General features: G+C 40.7%; 17 protein-coding genes. 6 read left to right on the forward strand and 11 right to left on the reverse strand.

Going from position 1 to position 18,940, the window contains the following annotated elements; all coding sequences use genetic code 11:
• Window positions 1-62: 62 nt before the first annotated feature.
• Genes ABE954_RS12085 through ABE954_RS12100 form a run of 4 tightly spaced genes read right to left on the reverse strand, consistent with a single transcriptional unit; the run spans window position 63 to window position 4,655 of the window.
• A complete protein-coding gene (locus ABE954_RS12085; RefSeq protein WP_042843922.1) occupies window positions 63-1,547 on the reverse strand; it encodes an aldehyde dehydrogenase in 1,485 nt (494 codons plus the stop codon).
• A 15-nt stretch (window positions 1,548-1,562) separates the two neighbouring features.
• Window positions 1,563-2,429, reverse strand: a complete 867-nt coding sequence (dapA, locus tag ABE954_RS12090) for a 4-hydroxy-tetrahydrodipicolinate synthase (RefSeq protein ID WP_131679986.1) — start codon at window positions 2,427-2,429, stop codon at window positions 1,563-1,565.
• A gap of 18 nt (window positions 2,430-2,447) precedes the next feature.
• The gene (locus ABE954_RS12095) at window positions 2,448-3,695 is read right to left on the reverse strand and encodes an FAD-binding oxidoreductase (protein ID WP_166684891.1); all 1,248 of its coding nucleotides are present in this window, start codon (window positions 3,693-3,695) and stop codon (window positions 2,448-2,450) included.
• A gap of 9 nt (window positions 3,696-3,704) precedes the next feature.
• Window positions 3,705-4,655 (reverse strand): 4-hydroxyproline epimerase, encoded by a 951-nt coding sequence (locus ABE954_RS12100; protein WP_129465864.1) that lies wholly within the window; start codon window positions 4,653-4,655, stop codon window positions 3,705-3,707.
• A 152-nt stretch (window positions 4,656-4,807) separates the two neighbouring features.
• On the opposite strand from ABE954_RS12100, the gene ABE954_RS12105 reads away from it, so the two are divergent.
• From ABE954_RS12105 to dauA, 6 genes are all read left to right on the forward strand, one after another.
• Entirely contained in the window at window positions 4,808-5,611 is an 804-nt protein-coding gene (locus tag ABE954_RS12105; protein ID WP_181469252.1) for a helix-turn-helix domain-containing protein, read from the forward strand.
• Window positions 5,612-5,847: 236 nt separating this feature from the next.
• Window positions 5,848-6,471: a CDP-alcohol phosphatidyltransferase family protein gene (locus tag ABE954_RS12110; protein ID WP_129465863.1), complete on the forward strand. Its 624-nt coding sequence runs from the start codon at window positions 5,848-5,850 to the stop codon at window positions 6,469-6,471.
• A gap of 13 nt (window positions 6,472-6,484) precedes the next feature.
• Entirely contained in the window at window positions 6,485-8,251 is a 1,767-nt protein-coding gene (locus ABE954_RS12115; protein ID WP_129465862.1) for a bifunctional alpha/beta hydrolase/class I SAM-dependent methyltransferase, read from the forward strand.
• Between the two features lie 203 nt (window positions 8,252-8,454).
• A complete protein-coding gene (locus ABE954_RS12120; RefSeq protein ID WP_071548040.1) occupies window positions 8,455-9,792 on the forward strand; it encodes a phosphatase PAP2/dual specificity phosphatase family protein in 1,338 nt (445 codons plus the stop codon).
• On the forward strand, window positions 9,792-10,193 hold the full coding sequence (locus ABE954_RS12125; protein WP_166686499.1) for a hypothetical protein: 402 nt from the start codon (window positions 9,792-9,794) through the stop codon (window positions 10,191-10,193). Before ABE954_RS12120 ends, ABE954_RS12125 begins: the two co-directional genes overlap by 1 nt.
• Before the next feature lie 274 nt (window positions 10,194-10,467).
• Window positions 10,468-12,183 carry a C4-dicarboxylic acid transporter DauA gene (gene dauA / locus ABE954_RS12130; RefSeq protein ID WP_129465861.1) on the forward strand — a complete coding sequence of 572 codons (1,716 nt, stop codon included), beginning with the start codon at window positions 10,468-10,470 and terminating at the stop codon, window positions 12,181-12,183.
• A gap of 64 nt (window positions 12,184-12,247) precedes the next feature.
• On the opposite strand, the gene ABE954_RS12135 is transcribed toward dauA, so the two are convergent.
• From ABE954_RS12135 to hemA, 7 genes are read right to left on the reverse strand one after another with little or no spacing between them, the layout of a single operon-like run.
• Complete coding sequence (locus ABE954_RS12135; RefSeq protein WP_129465860.1) at window positions 12,248-12,982, reverse strand: tetratricopeptide repeat protein; 735 nt, start codon at window positions 12,980-12,982, stop codon at window positions 12,248-12,250.
• A gap of 22 nt (window positions 12,983-13,004) precedes the next feature.
• The gene (locus ABE954_RS12140; RefSeq protein WP_048607109.1) at window positions 13,005-13,907 is read right to left on the reverse strand and encodes a TIGR01212 family radical SAM protein; all 903 of its coding nucleotides are present in this window, start codon (window positions 13,905-13,907) and stop codon (window positions 13,005-13,007) included.
• Window positions 13,908-13,919: 12 nt separating this feature from the next.
• Entirely contained in the window at window positions 13,920-14,774 is an 855-nt protein-coding gene (gene kdsA / locus ABE954_RS12145; protein ID WP_042843935.1) for a 3-deoxy-8-phosphooctulonate synthase, read from the reverse strand.
• Window positions 14,775-14,819: 45 nt separating this feature from the next.
• The gene (gene sirB1, locus ABE954_RS12150; protein WP_042844351.1) at window positions 14,820-15,629 is read right to left on the reverse strand and encodes an invasion regulator SirB1; all 810 of its coding nucleotides are present in this window, start codon (window positions 15,627-15,629) and stop codon (window positions 14,820-14,822) included.
• Between the two features lie 23 nt (window positions 15,630-15,652).
• The gene (gene prmC, locus ABE954_RS12155; protein ID WP_042843936.1) at window positions 15,653-16,486 is read right to left on the reverse strand and encodes a peptide chain release factor N(5)-glutamine methyltransferase; all 834 of its coding nucleotides are present in this window, start codon (window positions 16,484-16,486) and stop codon (window positions 15,653-15,655) included.
• The gene (gene prfA, locus ABE954_RS12160) at window positions 16,486-17,568 is read right to left on the reverse strand and encodes a peptide chain release factor 1 (protein WP_042843937.1); all 1,083 of its coding nucleotides are present in this window, start codon (window positions 17,566-17,568) and stop codon (window positions 16,486-16,488) included. The genes prmC and prfA overlap by 1 nt, the downstream gene beginning before the upstream one ends.
• A 31-nt stretch (window positions 17,569-17,599) precedes the next feature.
• Window positions 17,600-18,862 (reverse strand): glutamyl-tRNA reductase, encoded by a 1,263-nt coding sequence (gene hemA / locus ABE954_RS12165; protein ID WP_042843938.1) that lies wholly within the window; start codon window positions 18,860-18,862, stop codon window positions 17,600-17,602.
• Between the last annotated feature and the right edge of the window lie 78 nt (window positions 18,863-18,940).

Raw genomic sequence — 18,940 nt, forward strand, 5'->3', positions numbered from 1 at the left:
TGTTTATTGTGTGTTTGCAGGGGAAAAAAAACCTGAGCCCTTAGAGCTCAGGTCAACGTTATTTATTGGTGAATAAACCAGATAACTTTCTTTTGTGTATATTGTTCGAAAGCCTCTAACCCATTATCTTTACCGCCAAAGCCTGATTGCCGGAAACCTCCAAACGGCGTAGCGATACTACCCTCACTGAATCCGTTTACCGAAACCGTTCCTGCATTAATACGACGGGCAACATGCATAACTCGATGAATATTCTGACTATAAAACGAGGCCGCTAAGCCGTAGTGCGTATCATTCGCTAAAGCAATTGCTTCATCATCATTTTTAAATGAAGTGACTGCTAAAATGGGCCCGAACACCTCATGTTTAAACAGTGACATTTGGGGAGTAACTTCATCAAAAATTGTCGGCTCAAGATACCAGCCTGAACCTATCTCATGATGGACTTTTCCACCTGTAACGAGTTGACCTCCTTCTTTTATTGTTATGTCTAAAAACGATTGAACCTTCTCAAAATGCGCTTGTTCAATCATAGGCCCTATTGACACCTCAGCCTGTCGTGGATCACCCAATTTCCATTCTTTCAGTGCCATCGTTAGCTTTGCTAATAGTGGCTGTTTAATACTTTCATGTACTATCAGACGAGAACCACAGCTACAGTTTTCACTCATATTCCAAAATGCAGCGGCCAAGATATGCGGAATTGCAGCCTCTATATCTGCATCTTCGAACACAAGTTGCGGGCTTTTACCACCACACTCAAGAATAATTTCTTTTAAGTTACTTTCAGCCGAATACTTTAGAAACAGGCGCCCTACCTCAGTTGAACCAGTAAAGGAAACAACATCAACATCATTGTGCCGCCCAAGTGCCTCACCGACTTTTTCCCCTAAGCCGCATACAAGGCTTAGTGCCCCTTTAGGAACACCCGCTTCATAGGCAAGCTCGACCAAACGATAAGCACTTAACGATGTTAGCTCCGCCGGTTTGACCACCACAGAATTACCCACAGCAAGAGCTGGCGCAACCTTCCATGCAAACATTTGTGCTGGGAAATTCCACGGAAGTACTGCCCCAACCACGCCAATAGGCTCATTAACAATCAGCCCTAGCTCTTGCTGACTAGTTGGTGCAATTTTACCAAACAGCTTGTCGAGAGTTTCAGCATACCAATAGAAAGTTTCAATGGTGGCGGGTAAATCCGTATTTAAACATTCAGTTATTGGTTTACCTGCATCAACACAATCCAACGCAGCTAACTCCTCGCTGTGCAGGCTAATAAGATCAGCCCATTTAAGCATTACAGCTTTACGTTCTTGAGGGGATAGGTCACGCCAAATTCCCTTTTCAAACGTGTTGCGAGCCACTCTTACCGCAGCTTCAATATCTTGGGCATCCCCATCTGCGATATACCCAATGAGGCTATTATCAATCGGCGTACGGTTTTCTAACTTATTATTATGATTTGCATACCCTTCAATCAAATTGCCCGCCCATAATTTCCCTTGATTAGCGCGTTCGAATACCTGTTCTTGAGTGATTTTCATTCTGTGATCCCCCAGCTACGATTTGACTAATTTGATAAATTCATTACGTGCTGCAGTTGCTAAATTTGATAATGGCAAGCGAACAGGCCCCGCATTAAATGAGCCATTTAAGCAGCCAGCTTTAGCTTTTTGGTTATAATCACCTGATTCCATAGAATAAATTGCTGGGTATATGGTCTTCATAATTTGCTTGGCTTTATCCCAATCCCCTAATTGAGCAGCCTCATAAATTGCCACCTGTTCAGATGGGAATACATTACCTGCTCCAGCAATCCAACTTTTAGAGCCCCAGAAGAAAAAGTCCACAGGCTGGTCATCACAACCGCAGATCACTTCAAAGTTTTTAAATGACGTTTGGAGTAAATGAAGTGCGCGGCTAAAACTACCGCTGCTCTCTTTGATAGCGACAATGTTGTCAATTTCTGCCAACTTCATCACCGTATCAATTTCAATTTCTATACCAATACGAGCAGGGAAATTGTACATAATAATGGGTAATGGGGTTGATTTTGCTACTTTTTCATAGTGGGCATATACCCCTTGTTGATCGGGTAGACTATACGGAGGCGGTGATAACATTAAACCTTCATAACCGAGGTTTTTCGCTTGTTCAGCACGTGCGATTGCTCCCTCGGTTGACAAATCGTTAATGCCAGCAATTAGTGTCACACGCCCTTTGGCGATTTTGCTGACCGTTGATAATACGGTTTGGCGTTCATCTTCATTTAATGCGTAATATTCACCCGTTGTTCCGCACACGACTAAACCTGTGACGCCCTTTGCAATTAACTGCTCCGTTAGTTCTGCTAATCCACTAATATTTAACGATAAATCATCGTGAAATGGAGTGACTAATGGTACAAGAATGCCATGAAAGTTCATTTGAATTATCCTCAAAATTTAAAGAAAACGCTCAATAGAAAACGGACTACAATCGACGGCTGTCGGCTGTTCATGAATAAAACAATTAACTATATCTGCGGTGATAGCCGCTTGGGTTAACCCTAGGTGTTGGTGCCCAAAGGCAAAGATATACGGGCCTTTGTGGTCAATTACGGGTAAAGAATCTGATGTGGAAGGGCGAAACCCCATCCACGGCGTTGATTCTTGGCTATTAAGCGGGGTGGTTAGCATCGGCTCTGCTAAGGGAAGAAAATGATGAGCACGTTGCATATTCGGCGGTCGTTTTAACCCTGCATATTCAACAGTACCCGCAAGGCGTAATCCCCCAGCCATTGGGGTCATAATAAAACGCCTATCCATACTTGAAACAGGAATATTCAGCCGCCGCCCCTCTTGCGGCAACATTAAATGATAACCCCGCTCAGTTTCTAGCGGCACATTAATGCGACTGACCATTCTGACTAATGATTTAGAAAATGCGCCGCCTGCGATCACGACTTTTCGTCCTGAAAATACGCCTTGCGTTGTTGTTACTGTCGCTTCCAAATTTGAAGTTGAAGTAATTTGCGTTACTTCACAGTGGGTTAACACTCGGCCACCCAAATTGATAAACGACTGAGTGAGCCTTGAGTGCAATTCTGCTAAATCAATAACATGCCCAGTATCAGGGTAGAAAATCCCTCCCAACTGGCTTGTTGATAGAGCTGGCTCACGCTGCAATAGTTCAGCTTGTTGAATTAATTGGTTTTTAACACCAATTTTTGTAAGGTATTCACTATGTTCACCCAGCTTATCAAGGGTTTCATTTTTTTCTGCAACCAATAACGACCCTTCCATTTTAACAAGGTCACTAAGTTGCCATTTTTGAATAAAAGTTTGCCACGAATCAAAAGCAGCACGATTCAACGTGGTCAATGTACGGTGGATGTGTGTAAAAGGCTTGTGACGCATATTACCCACCAGCTTACATAACCATGGTGTTAACGGTAATAAGTAGCGCCAATCTAAACGTAAGGGCCCAAGCGGGTCGAGAAGCATTTTCGGAATGGATTTTAACACTGCAGGGTCGGCAATAGGAAATACCTGTTCAGTTGCAATATGCCCTGCATTACCAAACGAAGCTCCAGAGCCAATTTCATGTTTATCAATGAGCAACACATCCGTACCATTAGCTTGCACACTTAGTGCAATACTTAAGCCAATAATACCACCACCGATCACGACTACAGGATATTGATAAGCCATACCATTCCCCTACGAAACCGAAATGCCAAAACGGAATGGGTCTTGCTCATCAATAAGCAAGGTATTTTGACCACTAATGTAAGCGTTGCCTCTAATCGTAGGGATAATCCCATTCGCATCAGCATGCTGAAAACTAGCTTGAAATTGGCTTCCGATAACACTGGCTTGATGCCACACTTCACCAGCCACTAATTTTTTATCCGCAGCAAGGCAAGCTAGTTTTGCACTTGTTCCCGTACCACAAGGTGAACGGTCATAAGCGCCCCCAGGGCAAAGAACAAAACTTTGACTGTTCGCTGTTGGGTGTGAACTAAATAACTCAATATGGTCAATTTCTTGGTTATCTTTACCAAAAACTTTTTGGTCTAATAAGGCTTGTTTTATTTTTAAACAGATTTCTGTCAGTAGGTTTACTTGTTGAAAATTGACTGCAACAGGCGAATTTTCAACTAAGAAAAACCAATTCCCTCCCCAAGCGATATCTCCAGTGATGGTGCCAACTTCAGGGACATCAATCTGTACACCTTTACGATAACGATATGAATAAACATTTTGAATACTCACACTGCCATCCTGATGTAACTCGGCGGTGACTTCGCCTACGGGGGTTTCAATTAAGTGTTTTCCATATGAAATCTGCCCTAAAAAATGCAATGACGCGACTAAGCCAATTGTGCCGTGACCGCACATGCCTAAGTAACCTTCATTGTTGAAGAAAATAACACCAGCTGCGGCAGCTGGGTTTTGCGGCTTACATAGGAGTGCGCCGACAAGAATATCGTTACCTCGAGGCTCTAAAATGGTTGTACGACGCCAATCATCATGATGCTCACGCAGTAACTCTAATCGTGCAGCTATACTTTCATTTCCCAACTCAGGGAAACCGCCGATCACTAAACGCGTTGGTTCTCCGGCGGTATGAGAATCTATAACTTCAATTTTTTTATAATGAGATTGCATTTGTTAGCACCCTATCCACTTTAATTGTTAATAGAATGCTTGATTTTTGTTAACAACTCTTGATATCTTTCCAATCAACTTATGCGTTTTTCTGCACAATCTCAAAATATTTAAGAAAATTAGTTAAATTAATTTAAGAACCGGAGAACAGCATGATCAATTTAAATAAATTATTATTGATTAGTCAGGAAAATATGCTTTTTCCCGTTGATAATATTGATACTTTGCTAAACCACCTAGGTTTAGTGATGCCTCTTATAAATACATTGCCTAATGTGACTTTCTTTGTGAAAGACCATAATGCAAAGTATTTACTTGCGAATGATAATTTAGCCACTCGCTGTAAAATTGAGCATGTTAACCACGTAGTAGGTAAAAGCGCTGAAGATATTTTCCATTCTGAGTTAGGCCAAAGTTATAGTTCACAAGATTATTTAGTGATGGAAAAGAAAATTAGTGTCATCAATAAACTTGAACTTCATCTCTATAAAGCAGGTTTACTGGGTTGGTGTTTAACCACTAAAGTTCCTATTTTTAATACGAATAACCAAGTCATTGGGGTTGCTGGTATTTCAGTTGACCTTCAAGACGCGAAATCAGTGAGTCCAAAACTAAACAACCAACTTAGTCGAGTTGAACGCTACATTAGCGATAACTTTGATACTGCGATTAAAATGACAACGCTTGCGGAAATTTCCGGCTTATCTCTATCCCAATTGAATCGCCAATTTAAAGCTATTTTCTTGATCACTCCTCAGCAATATATTCAAAAAAAGCGTCTTGAACATGCTATTGAATTATTGGAGGATAATTATTCAATCACTGAGATTTCCAGTAAATGTGCCTATGCTGATCACAGTGCGTTTTGCCGTAAATTCAAAGAAATGACAACCATGACGCCTAGCCAATTTAAACGGATGCGAGCAGCCATAGACAGACAAAAAATAATTGCCTAATTAATACTGAACTACTCAGTAAAGATTAGATAATGAAAGTTATTTAACATTCATTGATAATGTTTATTTTATATTTTAATTCAATGAGTTAGTTAACACTCAATCTCAATTTCTACTCTATTCTCCCTTTTCTATAATATTAACTTAAGATAGCTCTTATTGTGGCTTAAGATGGATCGCGTATTGATATGTCACAAACCTGCATACTATTCGCAGTGATAGGAAAGGATAAACCAATGACAATTTATGATCTGAAACCTAAATTTCAAGATCTACTCCGCCCGCTAGTACGTTACTTATTTAAAGCCGGTGTGACAGCAAACCAAGTGACTATAGCCGCGTTACTTTTATCCGTAATGGTCGGTGCTGTTTTATTTTTCTTCCCCAACCCTCACTTGTTTGCTTTATTACCTTTTATTTTGTTTATTCGGATGGCATTGAATGCGATTGATGGCATGCTAGCCAGAGAACATCAGCAAAAAAGCAACCTTGGTGCATTTTTAAATGAGCTCTGTGATGTCATTTCTGATATCGCTTTATACCTACCATTTATTGTTATTTTTCACTCGTCCTTCTGGTTGATATTATTGATTTTAGTACTGTCAGTATTAACCGAGTTCATCGGTGTCATTGCCCAAGCCATTGGTGCATCACGACGCTATGACGGCCCTATTGGTAAAAGCGACCGTGCGTTTATTTTTGGGGCTCTAGGGTTATTGGTGAGCATATTCCCACACATAGCCTTATCAAACTGGGTTATTTACCTGTTGGTTATTATGTCATTGTTGCTGTTTTATACCTGCTATAACCGTATCCAGCGAGCACTTACTCAGTTAAATACACCACTGGATAATAAATAATTAAGGAATAATTATGAACGTTCAGACAGATTATCTGACGCAACGCTCCGTTACCGAATCACACTTTACAACTAGCGACCATACCTCTATTTTTTATCGCTATTGGCCAACTGAAACCCCCACTCAGAAAGCTATTGTCTTATTCCATCGCGGTCACGAGCATTCAGGGAGAGTGGCTCATTTAGTTGATGAATTAAATTTACCTGACTTTGCAATGTTCGCATGGGATGCTCGTGGGCATGGTCGAAATGACGGCCCGAGAGGTTATAGCCCCTCATTAAGTACATCTATTAGTGATGTAGATGAATTTATTCGCTATATATCTAGGCAGTATCAGATACCATTAGAAAATATCATTGTTATCGGCCAAAGCGTTGGCGCAGTGCTCGTCTCCTCTTGGGTACATGATTACGCCCCCAAAATCCGCGCAATGGTATTAGCTTCCCCCGCATTTAAAGTTAAATTATATGTCCCATTTGCACGTACTGGCTTAGCTTTAATGCAAAAAGCTCGTGGTTTGTTTTATGTTAATTCGTATGTAAAGGCAAAATTTCTCACCCATGACCAACAAAGAATTGATTCGTTTAATCGTGACCCTTTAATCACTCGCCCTATCGCTGTTAATATTTTACTCGAACTGTACAAAACGGCCGATAGAATCGTCGCAGATGCAGGTGCGATTACATTACCAACCCAATTATTTATTTCAGGTAGTGATCACGTAGTTCACCATCGCCCTCAACACCAATTCTTTGAAAAACTGAATACACCAATTAAAGAAAAACATGTGTTACCCGGTTTTTATCACGATACGTTAGGCGAAAAAGAGCGCCATATTCCTATTGAAAAAATTCGGGATTTTGTCGAAAAACTGTTTAGTTTTCCCCTTTATCAACATAATTACCAATATGAAGACACCTGGAGTGTTAGCGCAGAAAAATACCGCACTCTAATGACCCCGCTCCCTAAATGGTGCCCTAAAAACCTTATGTATAAAACCATGAGCAAATCCATGAGTACGCTTGGAAAAGCCTCTGAAGGGATACGTATTGGTTATGACAAAGGCTTTGATTCTGGTTCAACACTGGATTATGTATATCGTGATAAAGCCCAAGGAAAAGGCTTATTTGGTCGTATTATTGATAGACAATATCTCAATAGCATTGGCTGGCAAGGAATACGCCAACGAAAAGTAAACATTGAAAACATTTTACGCCAAGCTATTCGTGAGCTAAGCGAAAATGGCATACCTGTTCGGATCATGGATATTGCTGCTGGCCAAGGCCGTTATATCTTTGACGCTATTAATGATTATGGCAAAGTCGAATCTGTTTTGTTACGCGATTATAGCTCAGTCAATGTTGAACAAGGCCGTTTACATATTAAGCAACGTTACCTTGAGGATAAGATCCAGTTTATAGAAGGTAATGCATTTGATGCTGACTCCTTAGCTGCGGTAACACCATCACCAACGATAGGTGTAGTCAGTGGTTTATATGAGCTTTTCCCCAGTAATGAGTTAATTAAGCAATCATTAAATGGGCTTTCTCGTGCCATACCTTCAGGCGGTTTACTTATTTATACTTGCCAGCCTTGGCACCCCCAAGTCGAAATGATCGCGCGCGTACTACCAAGCCACCAAGGCGGCCAAGCATGGGTAATGCGTTGCCGAAGCCAAGGCGAAATGGATACATTAGTTGAAGAGGCAGGTTTTGAAAAATTAAACCAATCTATCGATAACTGGGGTATATTCAGTGTATCTATAGCTAGACGCCGCTAATTTACTTTCATAGTAAGTGATTGATAGTATGATTAATTTCGCCATCAATCACTTACCTTTAGCGGCCGTCATTATTGGTTAACATCAACGCTGTTATGTCATGAAAGCTGATTTGAACCGACCTTATACAACATATATACCTATTTATATGGCTATTGTTTATCATTAACCTATTCGTACTTTAAGGAAGATAGCAAAGGACTATGACTGTAATTTCTATTCCTAAACAAGCACCATCACGACGTCAAATTATATTATATGGCTTGTTATGGCTCGCGTTCTTAGCCCCTTTTTTCTTTCTAACTTATGGCCAAGTTAATGCTTATACCGCAACATTAAACCATGTCCCTTCCGTTGTTTTTTCTTGGGAGCCAGAGATCCCTTTTATCCCTTGGACGATCATTCCTTATTGGAGCATCGACCTTCTATATGGGCTATCGCTATTTATTTGCACAACTCGTAAGGAACAAACGATACACGGGTTACGACTCGCCATGGCTTCGGTTGTCGCTTGTATTGGTTTTTTATTATTTCCCCTTAAATTTAGTTTCTCTCGCCCAACGACAGATGGCCTTTTTGGCTGGATGTTTGATAGCTTAGAGTTATTTGACCTACCCTTTAACCAAGCCCCATCATTGCATATTATTTTATTATGGATCTTATGGTTACGATTTCGTGCTCATACACCTAACAAATGGCGTTGGTTGCTCCATAGTTGGTCTGTATTAATTTTAATTTCAGTTCTCACTACTTGGCAGCACCATTTTATTGATGTAATAACTGGCTTTGCTGTTGGCATCATAATTAGTTATTTGTTACCTATGCATACCCGCTGGCAATGGCATTACACGGGTTCTCCTCGTAGCTTCAAAATGAGTAAAAATTATGGTTTAGGGTCAATATTTTGTTTTGCTTTAGCTTTTTTTATTCAAGGTACAGCATGGTTATTACTCTGGCCTGCAATAGCATTATTTTTTATCACTGTAGGCTATTTGGGAGCCGGCGCTAGTGTCTTCCAAAAAACCCCCGACGGCAAAATTTCCCTTTCAGCCGCTATCCTCTTACTGCCTTATCGGCTCATTGCTTGGGGAACCTATCATTACTTTGCTAAACATTGTGCACAACCGAGTATTATCAATGCGTATATTGTTTTGGGAGGGCGCCCGCTTTATCCTTTGCAAACACAAGCCGTTTTAGATATGACTTGCGAATGGCCTCGCAATACTTATAGCGAAGGGCAAGCTTACTGTAGCCAACCACAAATTGATTTGTTACCACTAAGCGCAGAAGATATCGAAAAATCAGTACATAGCATGGACCAGCTAGCAAAATTTGGTACTGTTTACATTCACTGTAAGCTAGGCTATTCACGTAGTGCTACGGTTGCTGTTGCATGGTTAGTCCACCATGGTGATGCAACAAACATAGAAGAAGCAATCGCGTTAGTTGAACAAGCACGGCCACAAGTTATTTTGAATGCGGCAACGAAAGAACAACTAAACTATTGGTATACACAATATCATTTAAATAGAGTGGCATAATGAATACTTTGATAGATAAAAATCATGGCGATATAATTATTGCTTTCACTAATAGCTGGCGCTATTTAGCAACGGGCTCCATTTTATCCTTTATTTGTCAGTTTAGCCTATTCCTCTGTTTAAATTATAATAAATACTATTTATTTATTGCCATAATTATATTTATTATTAGTCATTATTATATTTATCGACTTTGGTTAGATAACCATTTCTTTAAAATTATCTATCACCAAGAAAACACCAAAGCCTTTGATAATACTTTAACTTTTTTATTTCCCAGGAAAACCAAAGACAGAAGTATGGAGCAACGCTGGTACGGCACCAAACAGCTATTTACCCGGGCATTACTGTCAGTACTATTACTTTGGTTATGGTTATTAATTACTGTAGTTACATTATAAGTAAATTAATTAGTGGTGATTAATATATTATTTACTATTAATCACCACTAAAAAACACTAATTAAATATAATTTAAACCGGAAAAATTAAATAGGCGAATAAAATAAAACTGGCTATTTAACATTATAATATAATGGCTTTTTTTACTTTCACCACTGAAAACGTTATGATAATTGCAGATTCATTGATACATAACAGTTTTTTTCAGGTTGCTAAGCGTATCATTATAGATACATTTTCGTTTATTTTTCACCCTGTTATTTGGTAGGGTATAATGAGTACAAAAAAAATTAATAGTTTGCGCCCTTTTAGTGCGCTGATAGATTCTTGTTGGAAAGAAAAATATACCGTTGCCCGCTTAGTTAAAGACTTAATCGCGGGGATTACCGTTGGGATTATCGCAATCCCTTTAGCTATGGCACTAGCGATTGCAAGTGGCGTTCCACCGCAGTATGGGTTATATACTGCAGCAATTGCTGGGGTTATTATTGCCATAACTGGTGGGTCGCGCTACAGCGTTTCAGGGCCAACGGCTGCTTTTGTTGTAATTTTATACCCAGTATCGCAACAGTTTGGGCTAAGTGGGCTACTCGTGGCAACACTGATGTCAGGTATCATACTCCTTGCCATGGGCTTTGCTCGTTTTGGTAAATTTATTGAGTATATCCCTGTTTCCGTTACTTTAGGGTTTACCTCAGGTATCGCAATTACCATAGCAACCATGCAAATAAAAGATTTCTTTGGCTTGCAAATGGAACATGTGCCTGAAAACTATGTTGATAAGCTAATTGCGATTGGGAACACATTTCCAACGCTCCAATACAGTGACACACTCATTGGTTTATCAACCTTATTAGTTCTTATTTTTTGGCCAAAATTAAAATTAGCCTTTCCGGGGCATTTACCCGCTCTGGTTGTTGGTACTATCGTGATGTGGGTACTTTCATTATTTGGTCAAGAAGTGGCGACTATAGGTTCTGAATTTAGCTATTTACTTCCGGATGGCACCGAAGGTAATGGTATTCCGCCTATTCTTCCACAATTTATTTTACCGTGGGAACTCCCAGGAAGCTCACCAATTAGCTGGGGGATGATCACCGCATTAATGCCAGCCGCCTTTTCTATGGCTATTTTAGGTGCAATTGAGTCCCTACTTTGTGCTGTTGTATTAGACAATATGACAGGTAAAAAGCACCATTCAAATAGTGAACTCATTGGCCAAGGTATCGGGAATATTGCAGCGCCATTTTTTGGCGGTATCACAGCAACAGCAGCCATTGCACGCTCTGCGGCTAACGTACGTGCTGGAGCGACATCGCCAATATCTGCCGTGATCCACTCAATATTAGTCATACTCACCTTGCTCGTATTGGCTCCAATGCTTTCTTACCTACCACTCGCAGCAATGTCGGCTTTACTATTAATCGTTGCATGGAACATGAGTGCGGCTGGTAAAGTGATGTACCTAATTAAGCGCGCTCCAAAAGATGACATTATTGTATTAGTTCTTTGTATGTCTTTAACCGTGCTATTTGATATGGTTATTGCTATTACCGTTGGTATCGTTCTTGCTTCATTGCTGTTTATGCGTCGTATCGCCAACATGACTCGCTCAACACAACTTGCTGAAACCGATGAAGAAAAAAGCCGCTTAGTCGTTCGTATTAATGGCCCATTGTTCTTTGCCGCAGCCGAACGCATTTTCGATGAGCTACGGGTAAAAAGTGAAGGCTATGAAAGCATTATCATGCAGTGGGATGCTGTACCAGTTCTTGATGCGGGTGGTTTAGAAGCCTTTGAGAAATTCATAGAAGCGGTACAAAAAGATACACATATTTTAGTCTGTGATATCCCGTTCCAACCATTAAAAACATTAGCTCGCGCTAAAGTTATACCTATTGAAGGTGTATTGAGTTTCCATAACTCAATGGATAATGCATTGGAAGCAGTTAAAGAAATAGAGCAGAGTAAGGCGCCTACCCAAAAGTGACCCTGTAACAATTTAATTCTTTACTCTCGAAACCGCCACGTTAAATCACGTGGCGGTTTTCACATTAATATTCTAAACAAAACATTTCGTTTCCTGCTTTTTTACCTTTCTCACAAGCAAGTTCCCTAAGTTTTTTAGCTTTTTTCGGATCAATTCTTACCGTGCCTGTATTATCTTCAGAAAATTTAAATGCAGCCATCCATTCCGCATAGCCGGGATACGTCATATCATCAGCCTTATCAAACCATTGCTGCGCTTGTTTTTCATCTTTAGGGACACCTTGACCATCTAAATAGATAACCCCTAACCAAATTGGAGCAGTAAAATAATCAGGATTATTAAGAGCAACCACTTCATTAAGTAAATTCACTGACTGTGCGTAGTCTGTTTTACCAGCAGTTGGGTTAATTAAAGACTCTGCTAGGCTAATTTTCCCTCTAATACTGCCCAACTCAACCGCTTTTTTTGCATTTTTCCTTGCTTCAATAAACTCATCTTTAAAATAACTATCATTTAATAAGCTAATATCAGCCAATAATGCATATCCATCCGCATTACCATTCTTAGCTGCTTCATTGGCCCACAAGCGAGCACTATTGAGGTTTTGTAAAACACCTAAACCAGAAAAATACATCTCGGCTAATTGATATTGTGCTAATGCATCATTATTAATTGCTTTTTGCTGTGTCTGGGTAAAAACCTGCTTATCTTCGGGTGTAATATCTAGTTGAGCAACAGAATGAAAAGAAATAAAAAAAACAGAGGATACTATAATAGCTGTGTGATTTATCCGTAACATAAAATACTCTCATTAAAATAAATTAAAGTGCAGAACCTTGCCCGCCATTTTTTAAAAAATACTGATATAAATTATTCATTCCAACCCAATGATTTTCACACCACAAAGGTGCCAATAAGGTAGGTTTCCTTGCGCTAGCACTAATGCGGTGATAAACAATTTCAGGTGGTGTATAACGGATCATTTCCCCTGCAATTTGAGTATATTCATCAAGAGAAAGTGTTGCTAAGCGCCCTGCTCTCCAGCCTTTAGCCATCACACTGCCTTCGACGATATGTAATGGATGAAGTTTAATGCCATCAGTACCACAATTGAGTACTTTTTCGAGTGTCTGCATGTTCATTTGCATATTCTCACCCGGTAAACCACAAATTAAATGGGTGCAGACTTTTAGCCCTAATCGGCGGGCTTTTTGTGTAGTCTGCTGATAAGCAGCAAACCCATGACCACGGTTAATGCGATGCAATGTTTTATCATGGCCGCTTTGTAGTCCTAGTTCGAGCCAAATTTCATAGCCTTGTTCTTTATATTCGCTCAATAAAGATAATACAGAGTCGGGAACGCAGTCTGGACGAGTACCAACACACAGGCCAATAATATCCGCTTGCTGTAATGCCTCTTCATATAACTTCTTGAGTAGGCTCACTTCTGCATAAGTACTTGTATAAGCTTGAAAATAAGCAAGATAGCGCTTTGCTCGAGAAATGCGGGAGACTTGATGATTAATTTGCTCGCTAATTGTTTGCGAAGATTGGCTTTCATCTGAAAAGGAAGCGACATTACAAAACGTACAACCGCCTCGACCGAGAGTACCATCACGGTTTGGGCAACTAAAACCACCATGTAACGTGATTTTATAAATTTTTTCACCATATCGACGCTGTAAATCAGCGCCGAACATGGAAACAACTTCAGTTAGTTGCATGTCACGTCTGATTTAGCGACTTGTATCTAACTCAGGGAAGCTTTTAACAACTTCATCAATTGCTTTCATTTGCTTCAGGAATGGTTCTAATTTATCTAAAGGCAGTGCTGATGGGCCATCACAACGTGCATTGTCTGGGTCTGGATGCGCTTCAAGGAATAACCCGGCGATCCCCACCGCCATACCCGCTCTAGCTAACTCTGCAACTTGCCCACGACGACCACCCGATGCCGCTCCAAATGGGTCACGACACTGTAAGGCATGCGTCACATCGAAAATGACAGGGCAACCTTTAGAAGATTGAACCATCACGTTAAAACCTAGCATATCAACGACTAAGTTATCATAACCAAAGTTTGCACCACGATCGCAAAGAATAATTTTATCGTTACCGCCTTCAATAAATTTCTCAACGATATTACCCATTTGCCCTGGGCTAATAAATTGTGGTTTCTTAATATTAATGACTGCATCCGTTTTTGCCATAGCAGCGACAAGGTCGGTCTGACGCGCCAAAAAAGCAGGTAATTGGATAACATCGACCACTTCAGCTACAGGTGCAGCCTGTGCCGGTTCATGGACATCCGTAATGATTTTAACGCCAAAGGTTTGTTTCAGTTCTTGGAAGATTTTCATCCCTTCTTCAAGACCTGGTCCACGATATGAATGTATTGATGAACGATTAGCCTTGTCAAATGAGGCTTTAAATACGTAAGGGACCCCCAGTTTTTGCGTCACAGTGACATAATGCTCACACACTTTCATCGCCATATCACGAGATTCAAGCACATTCATTCCGCCAAATAACACAAACGGCAAGTCGTTCGCGACATTGATATCACCAATATTGACTACTTTCTGTTGCATACTCTTACCTTTAATATTTAGACAGGCTATCTGTCTGTACGTTAATTAATGTAATATGACTGGATGGTTATCCAATGAGTAAATTTGTATTTTAATCATTTCAGATACGGGGTCTTCTGGGCAATGTTCAATAAAGTAATTGAGATCACTTAATGCCACATGGTTGCAATCTAAATGTGCAAGTATTAGCCCACGATCACGAATTTCATAAGGGTCTTCTGGGTCGAGTGTCAGTAGCGTTTCGCAAACTTTAAGCGCTAACTCCATCTTTTTCTCTTCCATTAGCGCTGCTTTTAATGTGTCAAAGATTTTACGAATAACAACACTATTTTCTGCGGTCTCAAGTTGGTCATAAAAAAACTCAGAAAAAGGGTCAACGGTGCCCTTTAACCACATATTAAGAGTATGCAATGATAATGAATCGCCATTTACAGGGTTAATAACCCACTGTGAACCATCATTTTTTTCTGCAATGAACAATAATTGTGTCGGGAAAATCGCTGGCGCTATCTCTATACCTAAACGCTCTGCAATATATAAAAAAAGCGAACCGAGGGATACGGGCGTCCCTTGCTTGGAAGATAATACTTTATCAAGCCACAACATATCAGACAGTGAATAAATCCCTTCTGCCGGGCCAAATGACCAATCCCGATAGAACAAAGTAATAAGTTGTTCAATTTTTGACTCATTATCAGCTTGTAAATCAATAGCTGTTTGTGCCGCTGAAACTAAACTATCTAACTGAGCTTGCACTTTCATTAGTGGAAAATCATGGCGGATACATTGTGAAACGGCCATGATCCCTTCACTTAAGGGGAGTTGGTTAAATTCTATATTCGCTATGGTTTTCATTACATTTCCACTGCTGTGCCCACTTAACCATTCCATTGACCAAGTGAAATTCTTTCTCGTCCACCATAATCAAGGCATGTCTCAATTTTGGTGTACCCATGTTCTTTAAATAAACCACGCACCGCGGGACCTTGTGTCCAACCGTGTTCAAGTAGTAACCACCCTTGATTCTTAATATATTTTTTAGACTCTTGAATAATATGTGCTAAATCGGCTAACCCTTCATTTTCAGCGACTAAAGCCGTTAAAGGTTCAAAACGCACATCCCCTTCACTTAGGTGATTATCATTTTCGTCAATGTAAGGCGGATTACTAATAATCATATCAAATTGTTGAAGAGATAGTGAAGCGAACCAATCACTTTGTATAAATTGCACATTTGAAATATTTAATCGCTGTTGATTTCGTTGAGCAAGTTTAACCGCATCAGGGTTAAAATCTACACCGATAACCTTGCTTTTAGGCATCTCAGATGCCAAAGCTAGTGCAATTGCCCCAGTTCCAGTACCTAAATCCAATAATTGGCTGGATTGTTCTGTTAAACGAGATAAAGCCTGCTCGACGATACATTCTGTATCAGGCCTAGGGATTAATGTGGCGGGAGAAACATACAATGGAAGTGACCAGAACTCACGTTCGCCAACGATATAGGCAATCGGCTCACCTTTTTCTCTTCGTTGCAAAAGTGATTCTGCATGTTGAAACTCTTCTGCTTTTAATGTTGTTTCACCAAAAGCAAATAGATAGGTACGACTACGGCCTGTCACATGTTCCAGCAAAATCTCTGCGTCACGCTTTGCACTGTCACTTGCAGACAGCCGGTTAGCTGCCTGCTTTAGCCATTCTGTGTACTGCATTATTCCTGCTCAGACAACGCTGAAAGTTGGTCTGCTTGGTATTCGTTAATAATTGGTTGGATTAACGAATCTAATTTCCCTTCCATTACTTCATCTAAACGATACAAAGTTAGGTTGATGCGGTGATCTGTCACACGCCCTTGAGGGAAGTTATATGTGCGAATGCGGTCAGAACGGTCACCTGTTCCTAATAGATTTCGGCGCTCAGAAGCCTCTGCTGCATGGCGTTTATCCATTTCAGCTTGGCGAATACGAGCACCTAGTACAGACATTGCTTTCGCTTTATTTTTATGCTGAGAACGCTCATCTTGGCATTCAACCACGATCCCTGTTGGGATGTGCGTAATACGAATCGCTGAGTCAGTTGTGTTTACGTGCTGACCACCCGCTCCCGATGAACGGAATGTATCGATACGCAGGTCTGCTGGGCTGATTTCAGGCAATTCCGCTTCAGGGAGTTCTGGCAAAATAGCGACGGTACACGCTGATGTGTGAATACGGCCTTGTGATTCAGTTTCAGGGACACGCTGAACTCGGTGACCTCCTGATTCGAACTTCAAACGCCCGTATACGCTGTCCCCTGAAATTTTGGCAATGACTTCTTTAAAACCACCATGCTCACCATCACTGGTGCTCATTAATTCCACTCGCCAACGATTATTTTCTGCATAACGACTATACATACGGAATAAGTCACCTGCGAAAATAGCGGCTTCATCGCCCCCAGCTCCAGCACGGATTTCAACAAAACAGTTATATTCATCATCAGGATCTTTTGGAAGTAACAATAATTGTAACTGCTGTTCTAGCTCTTCATTGCGCGCTTTCGCTTCTTTTAGCTCTTCTTGAGCCATCTCTTTCATTTCAGGATCATCCAGCAGTAATTCTGCTGTTTCAATATCATCCTGTACTGTACGCCATGCGGTGAAGCATTTAGCCACATCAGATAATTGAGAATATTCTTTAGATAAAGCACGAAAACGGTCTTGATCGGCAATCACACCCGCATCGGCAAGGTGCGCTTCAATTTCTTCGTAGCGTTCTTGTAATGCTTCTAGTTTTGCGACAATAGAAGGCTTCATTCGTTATATCAGACCTATGATTAAAAAGTGGTTATTGATGGTCCAGCCCTAAGCTGTCCCTAAGTAGATTTAGACGCTCAATATCACCATTTCCTGCTGCTTGTTGCAAGGATTTGGTTGGGGCGTGAATAAGACGATTGGTTAATTGTTGCGATAATTGCGTGATCACTTGCTCAGGGTCTGCGCCTTGGCGAATTGCCATTAACGCTTTTTCAGCCATATTAGCCCGAATGACCTCAGCTTGTGCTCTATAATCGCGAATTGTAGACACTGCCGCTTGTGAGCGTAACCAATCCATAAAGTGACTACTTTCTTGCTCAACAATAAATTCAGCTTCAACGGCGGCTGCTTTTCTCTGAGCAAGGTTCTGTGCAATGATAGATTCAAGATCATCCACAGTATAGAGATACACATCCCTTAATTTTTCAACATCCTGTTCTATATCACGGGGAACTGCAATGTCAATCAACAACATTGGTTTACTGCGGCGCACTTTCATTGCGCGTTCAACCATCCCTTTACCGATAATAGGTAGTGGGCTTGCTGTAGAACTAATGACAATATCTGCTTCCGCTAAGCGGTTATCAATATCTGATAACGAAATCACCTGAGCATTCACTTCATTAGCTAATAGTTCTGCCCGTTCACGAGTCCGGTTCGCTATCATCATTTTTTGCACACCATGTTCACGTAAATGGCGAGCAACAAGCTCGATAGTTTCACCTGCGCCGACTAACAAAATATTTAAGTGCTTGAGTGATTCAAAAATTTGCCGAGCAAGTGTACAAGCTGCAAATGCGACTGAAACGGCATTCGCCCCAATTTCGGTTTCTGTACGTACACGCTTAGCAACCGAAAAAGATTTTTGAAAAAGACGCTCCAGCTCACTTGATAACGAATGGTTGCCTTGTGAAAGTGCAAACGCTTTTTTCACTTGCCCTAAGATTTGTGGTTCCCCTAGTACCAAGGAATCCAAACCACTTGCTACACGCATTAGGTGACTAACTGCTCTATCATCTTGATGCCAATACAAACTGGGTTGTAAATCTTTTGGGGTAATACCGTGAAAATCACACAACCATTTCACTAGCTGTTCTTGAGCCCGATCTTGCGATTCAAGGCTCAGGTATAGCTCTGTTCTATTACAGGTAGACAGCACAACGCCACCACTCACTTGGGGCTGCTTAAGTAGGTCCTCAAGTGCGTAGTCTATTTTTTCAGGACCAAACGTTACCCGCTCACGCAGGGCAACAGGTGCTGTTTTATGGTTGATGCCTAAGGCTAATAAGGTCATTGTGCTTTACGACTTACTCACATTGCTTACATTGCTAATTATTTTCAGTAGCGCCTATCAATTAAGTTAACCATTGGC

The sequence above is a fragment of the Providencia sp. TYF-12 genome, from assembly GCF_041344805.1.
Taxonomy (GTDB): domain Bacteria; phylum Pseudomonadota; class Gammaproteobacteria; order Enterobacterales; family Enterobacteriaceae; genus Providencia; species Providencia huashanensis.

What these genes read in the sequence shown, in the direction of transcription:
- ABE954_RS12135 (WP_129465860.1), bottom strand. Translation starts at nt 12,982, where the DNA reads ATGTTACGGATAAATCACACAGCTATTATAGTATCCTCTGTTTTTTTT.
- ABE954_RS12105 (WP_181469252.1), top strand. Translation starts at nt 4,808, where the DNA reads ATGATCAATTTAAATAAATTATTATTGATTAGTCAGGAAAATATGCTT.
- ABE954_RS12115 (WP_129465862.1), top strand. Translation starts at nt 6,485, where the DNA reads ATGAACGTTCAGACAGATTATCTGACGCAACGCTCCGTTACCGAATCA.
- ABE954_RS12120 (WP_071548040.1), top strand. Translation starts at nt 8,455, where the DNA reads ATGACTGTAATTTCTATTCCTAAACAAGCACCATCACGACGTCAAATT.
- ABE954_RS12140 (WP_048607109.1), bottom strand. Translation starts at nt 13,907, where the DNA reads ATGCAACTAACTGAAGTTGTTTCCATGTTCGGCGCTGATTTACAGCGT.
- ABE954_RS12125 (WP_166686499.1), top strand. Translation starts at nt 9,792, where the DNA reads ATGAATACTTTGATAGATAAAAATCATGGCGATATAATTATTGCTTTC.
- ABE954_RS12085 (WP_042843922.1), bottom strand. Translation starts at nt 1,547, where the DNA reads ATGAAAATCACTCAAGAACAGGTATTCGAACGCGCTAATCAAGGGAAA.
- ABE954_RS12100 (WP_129465864.1), bottom strand. Translation starts at nt 4,655, where the DNA reads ATGCAATCTCATTATAAAAAAATTGAAGTTATAGATTCTCATACCGCC.
- dapA (WP_131679986.1), bottom strand. Translation starts at nt 2,429, where the DNA reads ATGAACTTTCATGGCATTCTTGTACCATTAGTCACTCCATTTCACGAT.
- kdsA (WP_042843935.1), bottom strand. Translation starts at nt 14,774, where the DNA reads ATGCAACAGAAAGTAGTCAATATTGGTGATATCAATGTCGCGAACGAC.
- sirB1 (WP_042844351.1), bottom strand. Translation starts at nt 15,629, where the DNA reads ATGAAAACCATAGCGAATATAGAATTTAACCAACTCCCCTTAAGTGAA.
- ABE954_RS12110 (WP_129465863.1), top strand. Translation starts at nt 5,848, where the DNA reads ATGACAATTTATGATCTGAAACCTAAATTTCAAGATCTACTCCGCCCG.
- hemA (WP_042843938.1), bottom strand. Translation starts at nt 18,862, where the DNA reads ATGACCTTATTAGCCTTAGGCATCAACCATAAAACAGCACCTGTTGCC.
- prmC (WP_042843936.1), bottom strand. Translation starts at nt 16,486, where the DNA reads ATGCAGTACACAGAATGGCTAAAGCAGGCAGCTAACCGGCTGTCTGCA.
- ABE954_RS12095 (WP_166684891.1), bottom strand. Translation starts at nt 3,695, where the DNA reads ATGGCTTATCAATATCCTGTAGTCGTGATCGGTGGTGGTATTATTGGC.
- dauA (WP_129465861.1), top strand. Translation starts at nt 10,468, where the DNA reads ATGAGTACAAAAAAAATTAATAGTTTGCGCCCTTTTAGTGCGCTGATA.
- prfA (WP_042843937.1), bottom strand. Translation starts at nt 17,568, where the DNA reads ATGAAGCCTTCTATTGTCGCAAAACTAGAAGCATTACAAGAACGCTAC.